This window comes from Sphingomonas sp. GC_Shp_3 (genome assembly GCF_026540945.1).
Lineage (GTDB): Bacteria > Pseudomonadota > Alphaproteobacteria > Sphingomonadales > Sphingomonadaceae > Sphingomonas.
In genome coordinates, this window is the sequence record NZ_JALNUT010000001.1 from 862,832 (window position 1) to 886,315 (window position 23,484).

The following is a 23,484-nucleotide window of genomic DNA, read 5'->3' on the forward strand; positions in this document are numbered from 1 at the left end:
AACCGGCACAAGCCGCAGCGTGAGCGTACCCGACATCTTCGATCGCGCCGCCCGGCGTCAGCACCGCGACCGCGCAGCACCCGGCTTTGCTGGCCATGACTTCGTGCGCGCGGTCATGCTGGATGGCATCCAAGAGCGCCTCGACAGTGTGAAGCGCAGCTTTGCCGACGTTCTCGACCTCGGATGTTTTGACGGCAGCTTTATGCCCGATCGAGCAATCACGCGCTGCGACGCCGGTCCACGCTTCGCGGCGGCGGCAGGCGGGATCGTTGCCGAGGAGGACGCCCTGCCGTTTGCGGAGGCGAGCTTCGACCTGATCGTATCGGCAGGCGTGCTGGACAGCGTGAACGATCTCCCGGGCGCACTGATCCAGGCGCGGCGCGCACTTCGACCCGACGGGCTGTTCCTCGCGGCGTTCGTCGGCGCAGGGTCGCTCACCACGCTCCGCGCCGCGTTACGTGTGGCAGAAGGCGACCGGCCAGCGGCGCGCTTACACCCGCAAATTGACGTGCGCTCGGCCGGCGATCTGCTGATGCGCGCAGGGTTCGCGCTGCCGGTAGCGGACAGCGAAACACTCAATGTGCGGTACGGGGATCTCGGGGGGTTGTTGCGGGATCTGCGCGGCATGGGCGCCAGCAACGCGATGGTCGGGCGGCGGCCGTTACGCCGCGATACCCTAGCGAGAGCTTATCAAGCATTCGCGGACCTTGCCGATACGGACGGACGCGTACCGGAGCGTTTCGAAATTATTTTCATGACCGGCTGGGCACCCGCGCCATCGCAGCCACAGCCCGCGCGACGTGGCAGCGCCACGGCCTCGCTGGCGGCGGCGCTGAAGATACCGGACGCTTAAGCAACGCTGATAAACGCCACGATCAGGAACGCAGGCCGTATACAAGCAGGCAATTGAGAGGCGCTGGAACACGCTTTCCGTCCGTCGCATCAGCGCCTGAACGTCAGCCGATCATGCCTTCGCCAGCGCCCTTGGCGAGCATGCGACCGATCGCATCGAACAGTGAATCCATCGCGACGGGCTTGAACAGCACCTCGTCCGCGCCAGCCGCGATGCACCGTTCGCGCAAGTCGATCGCGGTGTCGGCAGTGATTACGATTACCGGCAGATCTGCCTTCGCATCGCCGCGTGCGCGAATATGGCCAAGCGCGGTCAATCCGTCCATGCCCGGCATCCGAAGGTCGAGCAGCACGATGTCAAAATCATTCTCATCGATCAGGCCCAGTCCGATCTCGGCGCTTTCGGCTCCGATCATGGTGGCGCCAGCCACATCGAGCATATCGTTCACGACCCGACGATTCATCGCATCGTCTTCGATGAACAGAATCTTCATGGCCGGTGGCCGGCGAAGAACTTCAAGATTTGCTCACGCTTCATGCCATGCTCATTATCGGATCATACCGCTTGCGTTACAAGCCTGCTTGTAGGCTCATCTCGCAGATTTCCGCCGTACATCATGTCCGCCAGACGCGTGCCGGCAACCGGCTTCGCGACCAGCCGGTCGATACCAGCTTGCTCGGCGCGACTATAATCACCCATTTCGGGTGTAGCCCACAACAAAGTGCTGCCCGCGCCAGAAGACCGGGCGGAGTTCGCGATTTGGCGGAGCGCGGTCGTTACGTCCTCGTCGGTCTTGAGCGTGGCGTCGTCGATCAGCACCTGCGCGACACCGCCAGCGTCGATTTGCGCTACCGCCTCCACTACGCTGCTTGCAAACGTTACCGTGCCGGCGTGTGGCGCGAGGACAGTGCGCAACATCGCCCGCGTAATGGGATTGCGGTCTACGATCAGCAATCCCGGCGTCGACGGCTCCACCGGCAGGGTGTCGGGCGTGGTGACATGTACCAGCGGCAGGTCGATGGTGAAGGTAGACCCCTCGCCCGCCTCGCTGGTGACCGTCACGTCCCCACCCATCGCGCGCGCAAGATTGCGGCAGATCGACAGACCGAGACCGGTGCCGCCGAAGCGACGCGTGGTTCCCGCATCAACCTGTCGGAAGGACTCAAAAATCAGGTCAAACTTATCCGTTGGGATCCCGATGCCGCTATCGCTTATCACGATCCGCACGCGCTCCCCGTCGATGGCGGTCGCGGTGGTCACCGCGAGCCTGATCGTGCCACGCTCGGTGAACTTGATCGCATTCGACAGGAGGTTGAACACGATCTGCCGCAGCCGCGTCACATCGCCTTCGATGCAGCGCGGCGACGTGTTCAGGTCGAGCGCGAAGACCAGTCCTTTGGCGCGCGTCTGCTCCTGCCACATCTGGCTTACCTCCTGTAGCATGGCGGCGAGGTCGAACGGCGCCTGCTCGAGTGAAAGGTTGCCGGTCTCCATCTTGGCAACGTCGAGAATGTCGTCGACGAGTGCGCGCATCGTCACGCCCGCGCTGTGTACGATGCCGATGCGGTCCCGCAACGTGCCGGCAAGCGCCTGATCTGCAAGCATCACCTGCGTCATCCCCAGGATGCCGTTGAGCGGCGTGCGGATCTCGTGGCTGGTAGTGGCAAGGAACTCGGTCTTGGCGGCGAGCGCCTTGCCAAGCGCGGTGTTGGTTTGGGCGAGATCGAGGTTGACCGCCCAGACATCGTTGCGGCTACGGCGGATCACGACCAGGTTGGTCGCCAGCAAGGCTATGACAACAAGGGTGACAATCGCTGCGCCGGTGAAGATCAGTTGCTGAGATTCCGCGCGTGAATGTTCGAAGGCGTTGGTGCGCGCCAGTTCCTCGTTGCGCAACTTGGCGATGCGCAGTTCTTGATTGGCGAAGTCGAAACGGGCGGCGGCCAGCGCGGTGTTGGTCGAGGCGGCAAGCGTAGAGGTCTGGTCGTCGAAACGCTTGAGCGCTTCGAGGTGTTCGAGCGCCTGCTTCTCGTCGCCGACGCTTTTGAATGCCTTGTATGCAGTTTCGTGCGCCTCCCGATCCGACAGCGTTGGATGCGCCTGATCGACGTTCACGAACGCGTGCGTGATGAGTGCGGCCGCACGCCGCGCATCGCCATGCTGGAGCGCGGATTGCGCAGCCAGCGCCCAGAACTGCACGGTCGCGGCGGCTGCATCCGGATCTTGTTTATAGCCAAAGCCTAAAGCAATTGTACGATCGGCGTCGGCGACCTTGCCAGCGCGAAGCTCGCTGCGCGCGATGTTGCTCAGGACCCGCGCTTCCAACGCAGGGCTGTGCAACGTCTTGGCCAGCGTAAACGCTTCGCGAAACTGCTGCTCGGCCTCCCGAAAACGGCCGAGTTCCTTGAGTGCGTTGCCGCGATTGTTGAAGATCGACAACAGCAGTTGTGGATCAGCACTGTAAACGTCCCGCGCCTGATCGTAATAGCGTAGCGCGTTACCGTAGTCGCCGGCTTCCTGGTACAGCAGCGCGATGTACAACAACGCAACCGCCCGACTGCGCGTCTCGCCGATGTCGCGAAACAGATTGTGCGCTTGCTGGTAATCGGCAAGCGCAGCGGCAACTTGTGCAGTGGCTGTATGCAGCCCGCCGCGTGACAACAAAATGTCACCGGTTAATTTTGTCGCCGGCCCGGCTGCTGTTGCCAACGCGTAGGCGCTGTCGATCAGCGGACGTGCATGCGTCACGTCGTCCGAGCGCAGATAGGCCTCTCCCTGCAGCCATTGCGCAGTGGCGACACCGATTGCACGACGGTTGGCCGGCAAGGTCTCCGCGGCGCGTTGGGCGACTTTCGCCTTCTCGATCGTTTCGCTTGGGTTCACCAGCATCGCCGCGCGGGCTGTTGCGATCAGCGCATCGAAGCGGTCGTCGCCAGCCGACGCCCATGACGCTTGCGGAGCAAGCAGCAGGCCGCACGCCAGCAACAACGGAGCGAGCAGGCGCGCCAGCCGCACATATGGAGAACTACAGCCCATCGCCGGACGTCTTACTCCCTGGATCGTTAAGGTGGCGCTACGCACCCATGGCGATCAGGCAGTGCGCCAGAAACTTGCGGGGCGCTTGAACATGGAGTCACGCCCGTCGCCGCCCAGCTTGAGCTTGTCGTCGCGCAAGAACGCACGAAAGGCCTCGATCGAGATCGGCCGGCTAAGCAGGTATCCCTGTACCATGTCACACCCCATCACGGTCAGCAATGCGAGCGCAGCCTGCGTCTCGACACCCTCGGCGGTAACCTCCATCTCCAGCGCGTGTGCGAGATCGATGGTGGAGCGCACGATCAGCGGGTCGCGGTTACTGCTGGTAAGCTGGAGTATGAACATCTTGTCGATCTTCAACTCGCGCGCAGGCAACTCCTTGAGGTACGCTAAGGACGAGAGGCCAGCACCATAATCGTCGATCGCAATCGTGATTCCAACTTCGTCAAACTTGCGCAGGTTGGCGATCGCGCTCTGCGGATCGCGGATCACCGCTGTCTCGGTGATCTCGAAGCCGATCTTGGCGCCGCCCTCGCGCACCTTGCGACACGCGCTGGCGACAAACTCGGCATCGCTCAGCAACTGACCGGAGATATTGATGAAGATCGTCAGGTCGCGACCCTCGGCGCGCAGAATGCGTTGGTCTGCGATGACGCGATCCAGCGTCCAGAGCGTCAGCGCGTCGATCTGACGCGATTCCTCTGCGAGGGTGATGAAGTCACCCGGCAGGATCAGTCCGCGGCGCGGATGTTGCCAGCGCACCAACGCCTCCGCACTCGCGATTTCCTGGCGACGGACATGTACCTTAGGCTGATATTGCAGGAACATCTCGCCACGTGCGATCGCATCGGGCAGATCGCGGATCAGCGACAGCCGGTCAAACGCCGGCGTGCCAGCGGACAAATCGCGCAAGACGGTACGAAACTCTGCCCGTGCCTGTTCTAGAGCGCCCTCGGCCTCCTCGACAAGCCGCACATCTTCCGTGCTGCCCACCGGTGCCGCGGCAGCAGCAAAGGTGATTTCGAGCTTGTGTCGATCGCCCTCGAACTCAAAGGGTGCCTCGAACGCAACGCGCAACATCTCGACTGCCGTCTCAATCGCGGCGAGATCTGTCGAGCCAAGCTCGAATTCGACGAGGCTGCGTGCGACCGCAGTTGCGCGCAGCCCGGCGATACACCCGGTCGCCCGGTCAACCAGTGCCGTGGACAGGCGATCGGCGCAGAGCCGTCCCAGGTGTCGACGCAAACTTGCGAAGTTGGCGATCTCGGCGAGAGCAACCACGCGCCAGGCAACGGTCACCGACGGTCCGCCCGATTGATCATTACGTGCCCACTGCCGAACATGTCCCAAATCGGAACGCATCGGAAGGCCGCTTAACGGCGCTTCGCTCCGCATCGGCACCACGCCGGCATGAGAATAGCGCCAAATGGCTGGAAGATCCTCGGTTTGGAGAGCACGGGCCATGGAAATAGCTTAGAACGAGAGGCTTGAACGAAGCGTTAAACAACACCTCCATTTTCGTAACGATCTCGCAGAGGCGATTGAGATATCGTTAAATTTGGATTAATGAAGCGTGGCACCCAACGAGGTGCCTATAGGGAGAAAGTACATGCTTCGTTTCGTTCTCGCGCTGATCTACGGCGACAATATCCGCCCTTGGTAATCGCTTAACCCGGCTCGGCGCGGAAACAACAAGCTGATATTTCAGTGAGTTAGTTTCCGCGTCGGGCTGATCTTCCGACGGGACATCGGCTAGATCGCGATCAAAGCACACAGCCGGATCTCTGTTGATAGGATGGTCGCGGATAACGCCGCGACTGCAATGGTTACTTTGGTCGCTTACGCGAAATACGTATTCGTACGTAAGCTGCTTACGATGCACATGATCAGGCCTAGCGTTACCGTAGCGCTTCATCCAATCGTGCCATGAAAGCTAATCCACGTTCGAACTGTGCAACCTCGAGATACTCGTCCGGTTGATGCGCCTGCTCGATCGAGCCGGGGCCGCAGATAATTGTCGAGAATCCTGCTTCCTGAAACTGACCTGCCTCTGCCGCATAAGACACCACGCGCGCGCTCCCATTATCGCCCGCCAGCCGTCGTGCGAGCGCCTCGGCAGGGCTGTCGGGCTTGAGCGCGAACGAGGGTGTCGACGACCGGCGTACGATTTCCACGCCAGCGTCCGGAAACCGGGCGCGGATCGCTTTATCCTCTGCGGCGCATAGTAGCTCGAACGGGGCGATGATCGTCTGCGGGTCCGTGCCGGCCGGTGTGCGTAGATCGAAGATGAATTCACATTCGCGCGCCAGTATGTTTACCGCGGTGCCGCCTTTCACCACCCCGATCGTCAGCGTCGCATGTGGCGGGTGATAGGGCGAGTTATGATCGGCGTGCCGCTCCAATCCGTCGGCAATTTCGCTGAGCGCGTGCATGAGCTTCACCGCGACCATATTCGCCGACACGCCGAGATGCGTCAGGCTGGAATGCGCCTCGTGCCCGCGCACGACCACGCGCCAGCTTGAGATACCCTTGTGGCCGCTCACCACCTCCATGTTGGTAGGCTCGCCGACGATCACGGCAAGCGGCGGCGGTAGATCGCGCACCAGCTCTCGGATCATCGAGGGTGCACCCAGGCAACCGACCTCCTCGTCGTAGGAAAACGCGAGATGCAGCGGGCGCGCAACCTGCCCGCGCGCGACTTCGGGAACGATCGCCAACGCGAGCGCCAAGAAACCTTTCATATCACACGTGCCGCGCCCGTACATACGATCGCCTCGCCGGGTCAGCGTGAACGGGTCACTGGTCCAGTTCTGCCCGTCGACCGGTACCACGTCGGTATGGCCGGAAAGCACGACACCACCGGGTACGGCAGGGCCGATCGTCGCATACAGGTTCGCCTTACGACCATCCGCGTTGGAAACACGATGCGACGCGACGCCATGACCTCCGAGGAACGCCTCGACATAGCCGATCAACGCGAGGTTCGAATCCCGCGAAGTCGTGTCGAACGCGATTAGCCGTTCGAGATGTGCAAGCGCGGCGGTGGCAATGTGCGATGTGTCCATGGCCGGTACCTTACCGGCTGTGCCGGGCACGTCAAAAGGTCACGACACCAGCAACGCCGCCCCTGGCGAGCATCAGGACATAGCCGGCGACGTTTCGCTCCACCCGCCGCCGATGGCCTTGAACAGCGACGCGGTATTCTCGCGCAACTGCATGTCACTCGCCGCGACCTGTTCACGCGCGGACAAGACGTTCACCTGCGCGTTCAGCAGTTCATCCTGCGTGACAAAGCCGGTGCGGTAGCGCGCTTCGATCGAGCGCGCCGTGCTCTCCTGGTCCTGAACGGCACGTCGCAACGTGGCGTTGCGCCGCCGCTCGGCGTCAAGCCGGGCGAGCGGGTCCTCGACGTCGCGCAATGCCCCCAGCACCGTTGCCTTGTACTGCGCATACGCCTCTTCTGCCTGTTCCTTACGGATCGACACTGTTGCGCGGCGGCGACCCCAATCGAGCAAAGGGAAGTTGATCCCGCCGGTCGCGGTCGCTTGCAAGCTGTCCTTGCTGAACAGATTGCCAAGCGAGGTGGACAGCAGTTCGCCAAGGCCAGTCAGCTGCAACTTCGGATAGAGATCCGCAACCGCTACGCCGATATCCGCTGTCGCTGCCGCCAGATTGCGCTCGGCAGCGCGAATGTCCGGGCGGCGGCGCAGCAGGTCGGACGGCAGCCCTGCTGGCACGCCCGGTAAGCCCAGCGGCAGGCCGGGCGCCACCGCCAGTTCGGTATCGAGGGTCGCGGGCGCTTCGCCGATCAGGATGCCGAGCGCATGGATGCGCACGCGTACGTCCGCCTTTAGCGGCTCCAGCCGCGCTTCCAGCGCAGTCAAGGTGCCGCGCTGCCGCGTTACGTCGCTCTGCGGCACGAGGCCGGCTTTGGCGATGTGGCCGGCGATCTCCAGCGCTCGGTTCTCGCGGGCGATCTCATCCGTGACGATGGCGATTTGGTTCTGATCGAGCCGAAGGGAAAAATACGCCTGCGCGACCTCAGCGGCGAGCGTCACCGCCGCGTCTCGCTGGTTCCAAACGGCGGCACTGGTCCGTGCGACCGCCCCCTCGACCTGCCGACGGCCGCCGCCGAAGATATCAAGTTCCCAGCTCGCATCGAAGCCGACCGCGTAGGTGGTGATGCCGCTACCAGGAAGTGCGACGCCGCCGCTGTTGGAGCCGCCACCACTCGACCCGCTTCCGCCAGATCCGCCTGAGAACAGTTTTGCGATGCTGGAGATGCCGCTGTTTTTGCTCAGCTCGATATGGGTGGCATTCGCGGTGGCATCGATCGTCGGCCGGCCGACCCCGCGCGCCGCCACCTCCGAAAGGCGCGCCTGCCGCACCCGCGAAGCGGCGATCGCCATGTCGGGATTACCGTCCAGCGCCCGCTCGACCAGCGTATCGAGTTGCGGATCGCCAAAGCCCGTCCACCACCGCGCCGGATCGATGCTGGCGCCTGGCATCTGAGCCTGCGGTTCTGCGAAGGTCGCCGGCACCGGCAGGTCGCGCGCGTGATAGTTCGGCCCGACCGTACAGGCGCCAGCCAGCAGCGCCGCTGCCAGTGCGGAAAGATTGCGTGTCTTCTTCAATGCGCCATTCCTCCGCCGCCGCCGCCCGATTTGCTGGGCTTCATCAGAAACACCGCAGGGGACACGATCAGCACAATAATCATCAACGACCGGAACACGTCGAGGAACGCCAGCATCGACGCCTGCCGCTGCACCTGACTGTACAGTAACGCCAGCGGCGTCGTGGTATCGCCGACGCTGCCGACTGCATTTTGCGCCTTGGCGAGCCACTCGCTGTAGTTGAAATTCAGCGGGTTCAGCCCCTGGACCAGTTCCGTCTGGTGGCGCTGCATCGCATTCGCCAGCATGGACTGCGCACTCGAAATCCCGATCGTCCCGCCGAGATTGCGCGCGACATTAAGCAGGCTGGATGCCTGCGCCGTCTTGTTCTGCGGGAGGCCCGCGTAGGCGACCGCATTCAGCGGCACGAACAGGAACGGCAGGAACATCGATTGATACAGCCGCGCGATCGCCGCATCGGCGAAGCTGATGTCCGCACTCAGATGCGACATGTTCCAAAGCGCGAACGCCTGCCCCAGTAGTGCCGGGAACAGCAGCATTCGCACATCGACCGCTCCGCTGAGGCGCCCCGCGATCGGCACCATCACCAACGTCGCGATGCCGCCGGCCGTGAGGGCAAGACCCGCATCGAACGACGTATAGCCGATCACCTGCTGGAGCATCTGCGGAATGAGCTGTGTCGTGCTGAACAGGATCATGCCTGTCAGTCCCATCACCAGCAACGTCGCCGAGAAATTGCGATTACGCAGCAGCTTCAGGTCGACGACTGGCTCATCGGTATGGGTTTCCCACAACACCAAACCGATCAGCGATATCACCGCGATTGTCGCCGTGGCGATGATGAACCCGCTTGAAAACCAATCCTCACGCTGGCCGCGGTCAAGCGTGACCTCGAGAAAACCAAGGCCGAGCGCGACCAGCAGCACGCCGATATAATCGATCCGAATACCGCGTTTCAGCAGCTTCTCGCGATCCTTCTTGATCGTATCGGGCTCGTCCACGAACAGATTGACGAGGAACAGGGAGAGAATGCCGATCGGCACGTTGATGAGGAACACCCAATGCCATGTCCACGTTTCCGTGATATAGCCGCCGAGCGTTGGCCCGAGCACCGGCCCGACCACCACCACGATCGCGAACGCGGCGAACGCCATACCGCGTTTGCTCGGCGGAAAGGTGTCGGCCAGCATCGACTGTTCGACCGGAGCAAGACCGCCGCCACCGATCCCCTGCAATACGCGCGCGATCACCAGCGTGCTGAGGTTGGGCGATAGCCCGCAGATCAGCGAGGAAATGGTGAACAATGCAATGGAAATCATGAAATAGCGTTTGCGGCCGATCACGTCGGACAGCCAGCCGCTGATCGGAATGACGATTGCATTGGCGACGAGGTAGCTGGTCAGCACCCATGTCGCCTGATCGCTCGAAATCGACAAGCCACCTGCGATATGGTCGAGCGACACGTTGGCGATCGATGTGTCGAGCACCTCCATGAACGTCGGGATGCTGATGAGCGCCACGATCATCCACGGGTTATAGGATCCGGCCGCCGAACGGCTGGGATCCCAGCCGTCCGCGCGTTTCGCCGCGCTCGCCATGCTCAGCGCACCTTGACGGTGGGGATGACCGACATGCCGGGACCGATCGGGTATTTACGCGGATCGGGCGCATCCTTGCCGTTGCGATCGAATTCGATGCGGACTGGAACGCGTTGCACCACCTTGACGTAATTGCCGGTCGCATTCTGCGGCGGCAGTAGCGCAAACGCCTGCCCCGCCCCGCGCTGCACCGAATCGACATGGCCGTGGAACTTGACGTCCGGATAGGCATCGACCCTGATCTCTACCGGCTGGCCGATCTTCATGTTACGCAGCTGCGTTTCCTTGAAATTGGCCGTTACCCAGACGTGGTCGGGCACGATCGCCATCAACTGCGTACCCGGCCCCACATAGGAGCCGAGATTGACCTGACGGTTGACGACCTGCCCCGACACCGGTGCAGTGAGACGCAGATAGCCGATCGTCACGTTGGCCTGCTTCACCTGCGCCTGACGTGCGGCGATGACTGCCTCGGATGCCGCGACCTGGCGTCGTGCGACCTCTACCTGCGCCTGCGCACTGGTGATCTCGCGACGGGCGGCGGCGGCATTCGCCGCGGTGGCACGCGCGGTGGCACGCGCTTGATCGAGTTGCTGCCCGGCAACCGCCTGCGGATCGATCCGCTGGAGCTGTTGATAGCGGCCGAGATCCTGCGCAGCCTTCTGCGCATCGGCGAGTGGGCCGCGCGCCTGTTCCTCGGCCTTCGCAGCGGCGGCCTGCGCCGCGACGACCTGCGCTCGCGACTGTTCGGCCTGCGCGGTTGCCTGGCTGACGTTCGCTTGCGCCTCCGATAGCGTTGCCTCGGGGCCGTTGGGCTGGATCACCGCTAACAACCGCCCCGGCTCGACGTGGCGGTTATCGACGTCCGCGACCTGCACCAGCGTACCGGCGACATTGGGCGCAATCCGCACAATGTGTGCATCAACGAACGCATCGTCGGTCGACTCAAACTGTCTCGCGTGAAGGTAGTATAACACTCCGGCAATGACGATGATCGCAGCCACCACGACCACGATGATCCAAAACAGCGGTTTCCGAACAAGCGAGGGCTTTTTCGGCTTGTCGTCGCCTTTATCATCGCCAGCGTCATCAGACTGGTCGCTCTGCTTGTCCTGACCGCCGTCGCGCTGCTTGTCCGACGACGGTGCGTTGGACTCCTGCTCGTCGCCCTGATCGTCATTGCGGTCGTCCGATCCATTGCCGGACTTCGGGGCCTGATCTTCGGTCATGCGGTCTCCTGGCGATCGGCATGCAGCCGGTCGAGCATCGCGTCAGTATTGAAGGAAATGAGACTCGTCAGCGACTGCGCGAACGGCCCCTCGGTGGCGGTTTGCCCGGCCACTCGTAACAGCGCGCCACGCGCGGAGCGAAGTGAAAACACCTGTGCGGCAAGCAGAAAGGCGAAGAGGCGCGTGCGCTCGTCAGCCGGCGCACCCGTCGCAACCGCTACAAGATCGGATAGGTAATCAAGCACTTGCCCCATTGCCGCTTCGTACAACCGATCGAACGCCTCGCCAGGGTGAAGCTGCTCGCGCATGATAAACATCGACAGTGCAGCGGATTTTTGTCCCATCATCCGCTGCGCGAAAGCATTCAGGATGTGGTGAATTTTGGCGCGTGCGGCCTGTGGATCACGAAGGGGGGCGGTATTCGCCAGATCGAGCACCGGCAGCATCTCACTCGCCATATGCTCGGCGATGTAATCCGCCACGGCGAGATACAGGCCCTGCTTGCTACCATAGTGATAGGTAATCGACGACATCGCAGTGCCGGCGGCGCTGGCGATGCTACGCGTGCTCGCGCCGTCCAGGCCCTTTTCGCCGAACTCGCGAATCGCAATGTCGAGAAGACGATCGTGAACCACGAACCTTTCTAGTTCGTTCGACCGAACGATACAATTAGGTTGTGTGCAGTGCAGCAGACGATTTCTGGCTCACGGCATTCCGCAGTCGGCGTTGAGCAGTCATCTATCGGAGTCCTTCTCGGTAACCGGGAAGTGAAGCACAGCAGATCGGCACAGTAGGACTAGATTGCGACGCCAGCCTGCAAGGGAAAAATCCTCCGCATGTCGAGAACGTTCAACCGGCGACGACTGTATACGATGACCAAGCGTGGGCATCATCACAGCCGGAACGATGCTTGGGACGTGGCAGACGTCCTATATCTCCGACGCAATCCATATCAAACGAACGTGGTGGCTGCGCTGACTGTGGCAGTGACATAGCCGATGCTGAAATTCCGGCATCGGCTATGTTGGAGATTGAAGTCGTCTCGACAGTGATAAGCGAACCGGCGATCAGTAATCCTTCTTGTAGCGCAGGCTTACGTTTGAACCACCGAACGTGCCCGCCTGCGACAGGGCGCTCAATCCCTTCGACAGCGCGATTTCGAGCTGCGTGGCGGTGAACCCCTTCGCGTCGGTGATGATCTCCACATAGATGTTCTTGGTGATGTACTTGCCCGCAGCGAGCGACGTGCCCTGACCCGTCGCCTTGTCGCCACCGACGATCCGCAACCGATCGAACCCGGTCGCCGAACGCAACTTGCCGAGCGGGTTCAGTCCGCCTCCACCGCTCCCGCGTAGCGAGTTGAGCGCCGCCGCCAATTGGATCGCCTCGGTAGCGGACAGGTTGGTGACGGAGGTTCCAAACAACAACCGGCTCAGCACCTCATCCTGCGGCAGCGTTGGCGTCGACGTGAAGGTGATCTGAGGATGCTGCCCGGTGCCACCGATTGCGATGATCGCCGAGACGGAGTCCACCGTCGTCGATGCGCTGATATCCAGCTCCGGATCGGCGAGCGGACCACCGTTGAAGCGTACCACGCCATGGTCGATATCGAAGCGCTTGCCCGAGAAGGTGTACGTGCCGCGCACGATCTCCAGCTTGCCGACGACCTTGGGATCGGCCGACGTACCGCTGACCCGCATGTCAGCAGACCATTCAGACTCCAGGCCCATGCCGCTCACATAGAGCTGTTCGGGCGCGCGGATGTGGATGTTCAGCTTGAACAATCCCGGCGGACCGGCGGCAGGCTTTGCCTCGCCGGATGCTGCGGCCTTCGCCACATCGCTCTTGCGGCGCACGCCCGTCAGTTCCTGCACCTCGGCCTGGCCCTGCGTGACGATCTCGTAACGGGCGTTCGGTATGCGCAGATCACCGGTGATCTGCCCGCCCGCCGCCTTGCTGTTGGTAATCGCGAGCGTGCCGCTTACCGTCGCGCCGAGCGCATCGCTCTTGGCGAGCTGAGCATTGTCGAGCGTCGCCTTGATGTTGATCGGGAAACCCGAGTCCGCCGCAAACCCGACCGACCCCTGCGCCTGAACCGTACCGCTGCCGGCCTTGGCATTCAGCTGCGTGATTTCGAGACGATCGTTGGTGAACCGCCCGGCAATCCTGATGTTGGTCAGCCGCGTTCCGTAGACATCATTGTCATACGTCAGGTTGTCAGCGCGGATCAGACCGTTGAGCTGCGGCGCGGAAGCGCGACCGGAGAAGTCCGCCGCAACGGCGATCGGTCCGCTGAGTTGCTGCTGGGCGAGACCTGCCAGTGAGAACAGCACCGCAGAAGGGCCGTTATAGCGGATCCCGCCGCCGAGCGGCGCAGACATCAGTCGCGTTGTCCAGCTGCCCGACCCTGGCGGCAGTGGCCGCAACGTCGCGACCATGCGCCCGACCGTCGTACCGGCACGCGTGATAAGCGCGCGCGCATCACCGCCGTCCGGCAAAAGCTTGCCCGAAAACACGATGTCGACCGGCTCCGACACGGTTGCCAGACTGGCGCGTGTGAAGTTGGTGATACGGAATTGTGCATTGGCTTGCGGGAAACTCGCGCCCGCAGGCTGGCTGAAGTCGACGCCGCCGCTTGCGGTGCCGCCAAGGCCGAGGTTCGGCACCAGCGCGTTGACCATCGACAAGTCCATCCGGTCCAGTCGCGCCTTTACGCTCATGCCCTTGCCATACGTGCCGGCCAGTCGTGCCGAGCCACCCGCTGCGGCGCCACCAAAGTCGATCCGGGTCGGCTGCAGCGTATAGGTGCTGCCAGCGATCCCGATGCGCGCCGGCGCGGCCGTTTTGAAGTCGATGCCGTTGGCCTGTCCCTGTGTCGCAACCAGCCACAGCGTCGGGCTGAGCTTTGCATTGGCAGCCAGCTTGAACGGCACGCCGCTCGATCCGTTGGCAAGCAACTGCGCCGTCCCCGACCCACCGGCATAGTTTACCTTGGCGCGGGCCGCGGTGACGACGGCAGCGCCATAACGGACGTTGCCGATCTGCGCGTCGGCGATGATCTGCGGCACCTTCGGATACAGGATCGCCTGCGCCTTGATGATCGCGCGGCCGATCGTGAACTCGGTAGCGCCCGGTATCTTGGCGTTGGTCGCCGTAGCCGCGATGTCCGCGCGCTGCACCGAACCCTGGCCACCCAAGATCGCCGCGCCGTTGATCCCCGATCCGGCGAATTGAACGCGACCGGCGAACGGACCTGCTTTTAACTGCTGCACCTTGCCGCTCGCCATTACCCCAGCGAACTGTACTCGGTGGATGTCGACGGTCAGCGTCGGCGCGGTCGCGGCGACCACGTCGGCGGTGAACGGCCCGTAATTGGTGCCGCCCTTCGCCACGATCGCGTAAGCCGACCCGGTGCCACGCACCTGTGCCTCAAGATTCACCAGACCAACGCCGACACCCGGACGTGGTGCACGCAGCAGTACGACCGGCTTCGCCACGGTACCGGTGACGCGAGCGGTCAACGGGCCATATTGCTTCGAGAATGCGTCGGCGTTCACCAACAGCGGGCCCGCCGGATCATAGCGCCCCTCACCGCGCGTCACCTGGAAATCTGGCGCGGCCAGCTTCAGATTACGGAAGGTTATGATCCCGTCAGGTGCATAGCCGACATCCGCCTTTACGATCGCGTTGCCGCCGAGGAAATTGCGTGCGCCCTCGTTGAAGATTTGCGACGTGCGCGCGACGACGTGGCCGGTGATACCAAAACCCCCTTTCGGAGCCGTCACCAGCTTCGCGTTCGTTGCCAGGCTGACGATCCCAAAGCCCTCGACCCGGTAATTGTTGACCTTGCCGTTGAGCGCACCCCGGTACATGCCGGTTGCGAGGTCTGCCACGACCAGCGCGGTCGCATCGATCTTCGACGAGCGAATGCGCAGGTTATCGGACAGCACCTTCCCGTTCTGAATCGCGAAGTTACCGTTGATCGCAACATTCTGGAGCAGACCACCAGCCGCCGCATTGAGTCCGACCACGCGCGCAGCGCGCGCGTTGACCGGGATCAGGATGTGATTGGCATCGACGGTCGCCAGCCCAGAGGCGTAAACGTTATCGACACGGATCGCGCCAAAGCCGATCTGTGCACCCTGTACGACGTAGTTGACCGTTGGCGTGGCAAATGGTCCGTCCAGCACCACGTTCGCAGCCACATCGCGGCCGTTCAGATTCGGCGCGATCGCGCCGGGGCGCAACAGCTTTGCGGAGATCTTCAATTGCCCGAATTTGCTTGCGGCAAGGTCAAGCCGCCCCTGCCCCGCCACCGCCAGAGCATCGGACTTGAGCGTCAGCATCGTATCGACGACACGCTTGTTCATCGTCGCGTCGAGCGCAATGTCGAGTTGCGGCGCGGTCAAGGCGGCAACGGGGTTGACCGGCGTTGCGGCGTTCTTTGGCGCTCCACCGGGATACAGACCGGGGTGCGCGTTGCCACGTAGCTTGAACGTGCCGTTGTTGGCGGCCAGTGTGAGATCGGCCAGCGAAGCGCCGCCTAACGTGCCGGCAATTCGGCCATTCCAGGCCTTCCAGCTACCTTTGCCGCCGATCGTCAGGTCGAGCGGCGCGCCAAGTTTGGCAAGCGTCGCCACCACGCCGCCCGCGGGGGCGTTGAGCTTCGCGTCAATGTCGAGCTTGTTGTCGTCCGGTACAGCGTCAAGTTTAAGCGCGAGCCGGTCGCCGCCGGCAACACCCGCACCCGCCAACGCCGCTACGTTGGCGGTTACCTGCGCACGCCGATCGGCGATGTGCGCCACCCCGTCGATGCCGATGATGTGAGTCTGTCCCGTTACCGCCTTCTGCACCACGAAACGGTCGATCTTGAGCCGGCCGACGTCGATATCGATGCTGGGCAAAGTTGGCGCGTTGGGGTCGCTCGGTGTCGCCTTCAGCACAGGCGTGCGCATCATGGTGATGAGCGCGGCCGAGGCGCTGCGCACGTCGGCATGATTGTTGACGAAAGCAAACGGCCGCCAGTCGACGGCGATCGCCGGCGAGGTCAGAAATACGCCCTTCGTATCGCGTACGCGCACATCCCGCAGCACCATCGCGCCATAGATAGACCCATCGATCCGACCGACCTTCACGTTCAGCCCGGACGCAAGCGTATAACCGTTGATCGTATTGACGAGAAACCGACGTCCCGGTTGCGTGTTGATGCCGAACACCAACGCAACCGCCGCCAGCACCAGCACCGCAAGCGCGACGCCGACCCACTTGAGGATCCGCTGCCACAACGGCGTCTTGGCGATAACAACCTGCTCGGATGGGGCTTCGCTGGCCATCAGAATGCCTGCCCGATCGAGATATAGAGTGCGATCAAACCGTCGCCCTTGCGTTTGTTGAGAGGCGTCGCGACGTCAAAGCGCAGCGGGCCGAAATTGGTGTAGAACCTGCCGCCGATGCCAGCGCCGTAGCGCATGTCGCTGCCCTTCGGGATACTGCTCTCGTAGCTGTTGCCGCCATCGAAGAACGGCACGATGCCGAAATTGCCGAACCTGTAACGCGCTTCGAGCGAGAATTCGTTCAGCGATCGACCACCGACCGGGTTGCCGTTTGGATCGAACGGCCCCAGCCGCTGATAGCCATAGCCACGCACCGAACCGCCACCGCCACCGTAATACCGCCGGGATGGTGCGAGGTCGTCGCGCGAAATACCATCGATCGATGCGGCGCGGACGCGTCCGGCCAGCACGATGCTATCGCTGATGGGATAGTATCCGCTGACCTCAGTCAGAGCGCGGATGTACGGGCTAACCTTGCCTTGAACTGACGTCTCAGGACTGAGGCTCAACTTGACGCGGTAACCCTTCGTGGGATTGAGCAGGCTGTCGGTAGTGTCCCATTGCGCCTGACCGGGCAAGGCCGCGATGAAATAAGTGCGACGAACGTTACCCGGCTTGCCGAAGTCGTATACGCTTTCGTTTGTGCCAGTCAGTTCGGCGCCCAACGCCCAGGTGAACTTCTTCTGCCAGATCGGCGTCGAATCGTACGACAGACGCGCGAATACCGTACCCGTGAACGCATTATAGGCGTCATAGTTGGAATGGTCTGCGGCGACGCCAAAACTGAACGTCCGATCGCGCTTGCCGGCATTGGACCGTTTGAACGTCGCGCCCGCACCCTGCTCCTGCGAACCGCCGGTCACGTTGAGGATCAGCGCACCCTCGGGCGGGAACAGGTTGCGGTTGGTCCACGAACCCTCGAGCTTGAATCCCTCGCCAGTGCTATAGCCACCACTCACGGCCAGCGACCGTTTCGGACCGGCCACCTGCCTTACGAGCAGATCGACCTGTTGCGTACCGTCCGGGCCAACTCGGTCGGTCTTCACAGGCTCAACCGAGGCGGTCGAGAACAGACCGGTCGCGATCAGCGCCTGCCGGAGATCGTCGACCTTGCGGCTGTCGTAGATCTCACCCGGTTTGAAACGCGACAACACGCCGACATGATGTGCGTCGAACGCCAGCTTGCCCGTAGTCGTGAAACCGCCGAACGACGATCTCGCACCGATGTCGACTGGCAACGTATAGGCGCCGGTCAAGGTCTGCTCATCGAGCAGGATGTCGCGTTGCCCGACCTTCGAGAAGGGGTAGCCGTTCTGCGGCAGCACCAAGGCGACGTTCGCTTCGGATCCCTGCACACGACCAGCCTCGATCGGATCGCCCGGTTTGAGAGCAAGTGCATTCTCGATCAGGTCGGGCGGAACAGTCGGATCAGCAACCACCTTAACCGACCCGAGATGATACTGCTTGCCCGGTGTCGCGTTGACGATAGCGCGGACACGACCCTGCTCGTTCGGGATGGTCTCGATCGTGGCGACGGCGGTACCGTCGTAATATCCCATCGACCGCATTACGCGTCCCGCCAATTCCTCATCTTCATGAGCGCGCGCTGAAACGACCGCCGCATTGGCGGCCTTGCCACTCTTCTTCAGCACGGAGTGGGCGCGGAATTCATCCAGGAGGCCGACTTTGTCCAGCCCGTTCACAACCGTGTCGTAGCGGATCTCCGGACTTTTCTCGGTCTTGTCGGCCACGGTAACGAATGGCGTCGAATCAAAGGTAGCCAGCGGCGGCAGCGGCCGGTCAAGCTCGGCAGAAACGTCCTGGGGGGTCGTAGGCGTGCCCGCCGCGCTGCTGATCCCGGATGGCGCGGGCTGCGCCGACTTCGGGGTGGCTGCGACTACGCCGGTAGCTGGAGTGACTGGAGGCGGAGGCAACGTCCCGACCGGCTCCAGAGCCATCGGCTCAAGCGGGGCGTTGATATCGCTGCTTAGCGGCGGCAGCGCTTTGTCGAATTCCGCCTCGGGAACAATCGGCTGATCGGCGGCAGGATCGGGCATCTGCTGCGTCGCAGGCACTGGCGCGGCTGGCGGCGACTGCTGAGGCGCAGCGCCCATAACTGCGATCGCTAACCAACTTGTCGAGAAACCCGGCGAAATCAAACAGCTCTACCCCTTAGCAAGAGCGAACCGTTTTGATCCCGCCCCTCGTTACCGCAAACGCGCCTCTACCAAATTGGTTTCACGGTAAAAAGGTACTTTAGCGGCAGTGCGGCAAAGTTCGCCGCACTGCAAGGTCGGCTTAGTTTTTGCCCATCGCCCCTTTTGCCGCCGCCGAACCGGCAGTCGACAGCGCCTTGAGCAATCCTTCGATCAATTTGCCTGCAGTATCTTTCGCAGCGTTCGGACTCAATCCAAGCCCGTCAAGTTCGGCAAGGCCGGCCTCCTTCGCAGCATCGGTTGCACCTCGCGCCGCATCGGTGAGGCGTTGCCCGACCGGCTTGAGCAGCTGCGCCTCACGGTCGCTGCGTGGGATCAGTGCGCCTGCCAGTACACCGAGCGCGACACCACCGACCAACACCGAAAGCGGGTTCGCCTCGATACCCTCAGCCGTTTTCCGAGCGGATTCCTTGGCGGTATCGCCTGCCGAAGCGAGCGCCTTGCTGGCAGAATCCTTGGCGTTCTCCAACGTCGTTTCTAGCGTGTCGCGCACCCCGGCCTTCTGACTGGTTTCGTTTCCTTTGCGCGCGGCCTCGTGGGTCTGAACGGTCATTGCGGATATCCTTTCGCGCCCTTGCGGGTGATGTGAGGAACAGATTTCTTCTTTCGGCGGAACAGCGCCATCATCGGTCGCCGTATCAGCAACACCCCAGCCGCCGTCAGTATGGCAGCAACCACCCCCGGGTTTCGCTGCGCCACCGCGGCCGCTACCTCGCCCTGCTCACGCAAGCCATCGGCCGCGTGCCTGGCGATCGTGCGCGGATCGACCCTGTCACGTAAAGCGCCGACCGTCTCATCAAGTCGGGCCTTGGCTGCGCGCGCCTGCGTCTGCGCAAGTGCCAGATTTTCATCGGCAGCACTCATTGCGACACTCCTTTCCGGCCGGCGCTACGGACCATCGACAGCGCGACGACAACTAGCAGCCCAACGATGGCAAAAGTGCCACCGATCGTGATAACCGTCGCCCAAATTGGTCCCAGCGTCTGCGCAATGCTCATGATAACGCCAACCAGCAGCGCGATGATCGCGGCATGCGCGAGGATCAGCGCGACGATGCACAGGATTGCTGCCGTGCGATAATCGGCCACCAACTTGAGCGCTTTGGCCTGGTATACCGCGATCTCGGCCCGCACAAAGGCCTTGGCGTCCTCGACCAGACGGCTAACCAGCGTACCAATACCGTCTTCGTCGTTTGTGTTCTCGGCCATGCTATCCTCTGGCAAACGCGCGATCAGACCTGTTCGTCCACGGGCGCAGCCGAGGGTGCTGAACCTTCCGGCTCGAGCCCTGACTTGACCAGTCGCGCAAGCACGAAACCAATCGCCGCAGCCGCACCGATGGCAATCGCCGGGCTCTTGCTGACGAAGCCGCGCGCGTCTTCGATCAATTCATCGAGCTCCTTTGCCTTGATCTGGTCGGAGAAGCCGGTGATCGTCTCGGCGGCCGTACGGGCATATTGACCGTATTGCGGGCCGACCTTCTCGTCGACCTGCGCAGCTGCGTCCGAAACCATGCGGGCCAGTTCGTCGAGCGCACCACCGGCGCGGGCTTTGCCATCCTCAGCATAGCTGCGAGCGCGATCGGTTGCTTCCTTGCTAAGCTTTGCGGCGCTGTCTTTCAGCGTCTGCGTCGGACTTGCCGTCTCGACCTTGGCTTCGGGCGCGTCACGCTCCGGGGCGATCGTGTCCTCGTCGAGCGGCAGATCGTTCAGCACGGCGGGGGTCGGTTTATTGATGGTGTCGTCGGCCATGGAATGCCCTTTCTCGAACTGTCGTGCGCTCAACCGGCAGCGACGGAGCCGGTTCCATCGGCGCTACGAATTGCGGGCGACGTGATATGCCGGTAGAGGCCGGGCGAACGCCGCCCAAGGCCCACGATAGAAGGATCGTTTCGTGACCGCAATCATCGACATTCACGCCCGTCAGATCGTAGACAGTCGGGGCAATCCTACCGTCGAAGTCGATGTGATGCTGGAAGACGGCAGCTTCGGTCGCGCCGCCGTACCTTCAGGCGCATCGACCGGTGCACATGAAGCCGTCGAGCGTCGTGATGGTGACAAGAGCCGCTGGTTGGGCAAGGGCGTGCAAGGCGCGGTCGACGCGGTGAACGACGAGATCACCGATGAAGTGATCGGCATGGACGCCGAGGATCAGGCCGATGTCGACGCGGCGATGATCGCGCTCGACGGGACCGAGAACAAGGGACGGCTCGGCGCCAACGCAATCCTTGGCGTGAGCCTCGCGGTCGCCAAGGCGGCGGCGGACGCGCGTGGCATGCCGCTGTACAAGTACGTCGGCGGCGTCTCCGCGCATGTTCTGCCGGTGCCGATGATGAATATCATTAACGGCGGCGAACACGCTGATAACCCAATCGATTTTCAGGAGTTCATGATCGTTCCGGTCGGCGCTTCGTCGATCATGGAGGCGGTAAGGTGCGGCTCGGAGATCTTCCACACCCTGAAAAAGGGTCTGCACGACAAGGGCCTCGCCACCTCGGTCGGTGATGAAGGCGGGTTCGCGCCCAACATCGCCTCGACGACCGATGCGCTCGACTTCATCATGTCGTCGATCGAGAAGGCCGGGTACAAGCCCGGCGACGATGTGATGATCGCGCTCGATTGCGCCGCTACCGAATTCTACAAGGACGGCAAGTATGACATCTCGGGCGAGGGCAAGATCCTCGATAGCCACGAAATGGCCGGCTACCTCGCCGATCTCGTCGCCCGCTACCCGATCTTCTCGGTCGAGGACGGCATGAGCGAGGACGATTGGGAGGGCTGGAAGGCGCTGACCGACATGATTGGCGACAAGTGCCAGTTGGTCGGCGACGATCTGTTCGTCACCAACCCGAAGCGCCTCAAGCGCGGTATCGAGGGCGGATATGCCAACTCGCTGCTGGTCAAGGTCAACCAGATCGGCACGCTGACCGAGACCCTGGAAGCTGTGTCGATGGCGCAGCGCGCGCGTTATACTGCGGTCATGTCGCATCGCTCCGGCGAAACCGAGGATGCCACGATCGCTGATCTCGCGGTCGCCACCAATTGCGGGCAGATCAAGACCGGCAGCCTTGCGCGGTCGGACCGGCTCGCCAAGTACAACCAGCTTATCCGCATTGAGGAAGAACTGGGCGACGCAGCCTATTACGCTGGCCGTTCGGTGCTGCGTAAGTAGTTACCCGCTCCGTAAAGAATATCGTTAAAGGGGTTGATCGACGAGTCGCGATGCGCGATTACGATGCGTATGGCAAAGCGCGCATCTCCGAAACGGACCTCGTTCCGGGCGGTCCTCCGTAAAGCGGGACCGCCGGCGGCCCTTTTGACCGTAGGCGCGTTTTTTGGCGCCTACGCGATTATCGGTCCGAACGGCGCGCTCGCTTACGGCGATATCGAGAAGCACCTCGCTCGTAAAAAGACGGAACTCGCGTTGCTCACCAAGCAGCGCGACGTTCTGAAGAACCGGGTCGGCCTGCTCGACCCGAAGAACGCCGATCCGGATATGGTCGACGAACTGGTGCGCAAGGATCTTAACGTCGCGCACCCCGACGAGGTCATCGTCCCGCTGAAGTAAGCCGCACGAAAGACGTGCACGCACGTTCAGAGCCGCGTCTTACTGCTTCATCCGACGACGGAAGTGGAGTGACTTGGTCACCCCACTTCTCCAAACCAGCTTACGGCACGATTGGCGCCAGTTGCGGGTGCAGGAACTGTTCGCGCTGCACTTCCTCCTCGACCGTGCCCGGCACATCCACTGCCGGCCGATGTCCGAGGAACGTCAGCAAATCGCGCGTGAATCGGTCGCTCTCGGTGAGCGTCAGCGCATGCGGAGCGCCGTCATATTCCACCAGCTGCGATTGGCCGATCGCCGCCGCCGCCGCGCGACCGGTGGGATCGATCGGCACAGTCTTGTCGGCAGTGCCGTGAACGATCAGCGTCGGCACACGGAATGCCGACAGGTCGGGCCGGAAATCGGTAAAGGCGAACGACTCCGCGCAGGCAAGGATCGGTTTCAGACCCGCCATGCTCATCTGCTGCTGCGCCCAGTCCAGCGTCTCGTTGCTGACCGGCGAGGAGATGAACCCGACACCAAAGAACTGCTTGAAGAACGTCGCGAAGAACCCGTAGCGATCCGCCTTGATGCCATCGACGATGCCGGTGAGTTGGTCGACCGGCGCGCCGTGCGGATTGTCGTCCGTCTGCGGCATGTACGGCACCACCGACGAGATCAGCCCAGCGCCGACCACACCCTTGCCACCATGGCGGCTCATATAGCGCGCAACCTCGCCGCCGCCCATCGAGAAGCCGATCAGTGTCGCATCCTGCGCGCCGGTTGCTTCCAGCACGTCGGCGAGATCATCGCTCAACGTGTCATAGTCATAGCCGGTGAACGGCTGGCTCGACCGGCCGAAACCGCGCCGATCATAGGCGATCGCCCGGAAACCGGATTCGGCCAGCGCCATCGCCTGCGCGTCCCAGCTGTCCGACGACAGCGGCCAGCCGTGGATTAGCACCACTGGGCGTCCACTGCCCCAATCCTTGACATAGAGGTCGGTGCCGTCGCGCGTCTTGATATAGGGCATTGATCGTCTC

The 23,484-nt window shown here is 62.6% G+C and carries 18 protein-coding genes; 3 read left to right on the forward strand and 15 right to left on the reverse strand.

The genetic code is table 11. The features are described 5' to 3' along the window. Positions 1 to 19: 19 nt before the first annotated feature. Complete coding sequence (locus OXR00_RS04300; RefSeq protein WP_267386814.1) at positions 20 to 853, forward strand: methyltransferase domain-containing protein; 834 nt, start codon at positions 20 to 22, stop codon at positions 851 to 853. Between the two features lie 103 nt (positions 854 to 956). Here OXR00_RS04300 and OXR00_RS04305 read toward each other — a convergent pair whose 3' ends face one another. The 14 genes from OXR00_RS04305 to OXR00_RS04370 all read right to left on the reverse strand — a co-directional run bounded on the left by OXR00_RS04305 (position 957) and on the right by OXR00_RS04370 (position 20,649). Then, on the reverse strand, positions 957 to 1,346 hold the full coding sequence (locus tag OXR00_RS04305; RefSeq protein WP_267386815.1) for a response regulator: 390 nt from the start codon (positions 1,344 to 1,346) through the stop codon (positions 957 to 959). A gap of 62 nt (positions 1,347 to 1,408) precedes the next feature. Continuing rightward, complete coding sequence (locus OXR00_RS04310; RefSeq protein WP_267386816.1) at positions 1,409 to 3,889, reverse strand: ATP-binding protein; 2,481 nt, start codon at positions 3,887 to 3,889, stop codon at positions 1,409 to 1,411. 54 nt (positions 3,890 to 3,943) lie between these two features. Then, on the reverse strand, positions 3,944 to 5,188 hold the full coding sequence (locus tag OXR00_RS04315) for an EAL domain-containing protein (protein WP_267386817.1): 1,245 nt from the start codon (positions 5,186 to 5,188) through the stop codon (positions 3,944 to 3,946). A 599-nt stretch (positions 5,189 to 5,787) separates the two neighbouring features. After that, positions 5,788 to 6,954, reverse strand: coding sequence for an acetylornithine deacetylase (gene argE / locus OXR00_RS04320; protein WP_267386818.1), 1,167 nt, complete (start codon positions 6,952 to 6,954; stop codon positions 5,788 to 5,790). A 72-nt stretch (positions 6,955 to 7,026) separates the two neighbouring features. Then, a complete protein-coding gene (locus OXR00_RS04325) occupies positions 7,027 to 8,523 on the reverse strand; it encodes an efflux transporter outer membrane subunit (protein ID WP_267386819.1) in 1,497 nt (498 codons plus the stop codon). After that, complete coding sequence (locus tag OXR00_RS04330; RefSeq protein WP_267386820.1) at positions 8,520 to 10,121, reverse strand: DHA2 family efflux MFS transporter permease subunit; 1,602 nt, start codon at positions 10,119 to 10,121, stop codon at positions 8,520 to 8,522. Before OXR00_RS04330 ends, OXR00_RS04325 begins: the two co-directional genes overlap by 4 nt. 2 nt (positions 10,122 to 10,123) lie before the next feature. Then, positions 10,124 to 11,350 carry an HlyD family secretion protein gene (locus tag OXR00_RS04335; protein WP_267386821.1) on the reverse strand — a complete coding sequence of 409 codons (1,227 nt, stop codon included), beginning with the start codon at positions 11,348 to 11,350 and terminating at the stop codon, positions 10,124 to 10,126. After that, positions 11,347 to 11,985, reverse strand: a complete 639-nt coding sequence (locus tag OXR00_RS04340) for a CerR family C-terminal domain-containing protein (protein ID WP_267386822.1) — start codon at positions 11,983 to 11,985, stop codon at positions 11,347 to 11,349. Before OXR00_RS04340 ends, OXR00_RS04335 begins: the two co-directional genes overlap by 4 nt. A gap of 432 nt (positions 11,986 to 12,417) precedes the next feature. Beyond that, the gene (locus OXR00_RS04345; protein ID WP_267386823.1) at positions 12,418 to 16,683 is read right to left on the reverse strand and encodes a translocation/assembly module TamB domain-containing protein; all 4,266 of its coding nucleotides are present in this window, start codon (positions 16,681 to 16,683) and stop codon (positions 12,418 to 12,420) included. Further along, positions 16,683 to 18,797, reverse strand: a complete 2,115-nt coding sequence (locus tag OXR00_RS04350) for a BamA/TamA family outer membrane protein (RefSeq protein ID WP_267386824.1) — start codon at positions 18,795 to 18,797, stop codon at positions 16,683 to 16,685. Before OXR00_RS04350 ends, OXR00_RS04345 begins: the two co-directional genes overlap by 1 nt. Before the next feature lie 184 nt (positions 18,798 to 18,981). Beyond that, on the reverse strand, positions 18,982 to 19,452 hold the full coding sequence (locus OXR00_RS04355) for a hypothetical protein (RefSeq protein ID WP_267386825.1): 471 nt from the start codon (positions 19,450 to 19,452) through the stop codon (positions 18,982 to 18,984). Next, entirely contained in the window at positions 19,449 to 19,763 is a 315-nt protein-coding gene (locus OXR00_RS04360) for a DUF3618 domain-containing protein (RefSeq protein WP_267386826.1), read from the reverse strand. The genes OXR00_RS04355 and OXR00_RS04360 overlap by 4 nt, the downstream gene beginning before the upstream one ends. Then, positions 19,760 to 20,107 carry a phage holin family protein gene (locus OXR00_RS04365; RefSeq protein ID WP_267386828.1) on the reverse strand — a complete coding sequence of 116 codons (348 nt, stop codon included), beginning with the start codon at positions 20,105 to 20,107 and terminating at the stop codon, positions 19,760 to 19,762. Before OXR00_RS04365 ends, OXR00_RS04360 begins: the two co-directional genes overlap by 4 nt. A gap of 23 nt (positions 20,108 to 20,130) precedes the next feature. Continuing rightward, complete coding sequence (locus tag OXR00_RS04370; protein WP_242146618.1) at positions 20,131 to 20,649, reverse strand: hypothetical protein; 519 nt, start codon at positions 20,647 to 20,649, stop codon at positions 20,131 to 20,133. A gap of 142 nt (positions 20,650 to 20,791) precedes the next feature. Between OXR00_RS04370 and eno the strand changes: the two genes are divergently transcribed. After that, positions 20,792 to 22,069 carry a phosphopyruvate hydratase gene (gene eno, locus OXR00_RS04375; RefSeq protein WP_267386829.1) on the forward strand — a complete coding sequence of 426 codons (1,278 nt, stop codon included), beginning with the start codon at positions 20,792 to 20,794 and terminating at the stop codon, positions 22,067 to 22,069. A gap of 69 nt (positions 22,070 to 22,138) precedes the next feature. Further along, positions 22,139 to 22,465 carry a septum formation initiator family protein gene (locus OXR00_RS04380; RefSeq protein WP_267387146.1) on the forward strand — a complete coding sequence of 109 codons (327 nt, stop codon included), beginning with the start codon at positions 22,139 to 22,141 and terminating at the stop codon, positions 22,463 to 22,465. Between the two features lie 100 nt (positions 22,466 to 22,565). Here OXR00_RS04380 and OXR00_RS04385 read toward each other — a convergent pair whose 3' ends face one another. Beyond that, positions 22,566 to 23,474, reverse strand: coding sequence for an alpha/beta hydrolase (locus tag OXR00_RS04385; RefSeq protein WP_267386830.1), 909 nt, complete (start codon positions 23,472 to 23,474; stop codon positions 22,566 to 22,568). Positions 23,475 to 23,484 lie beyond the last annotated feature (10 nt).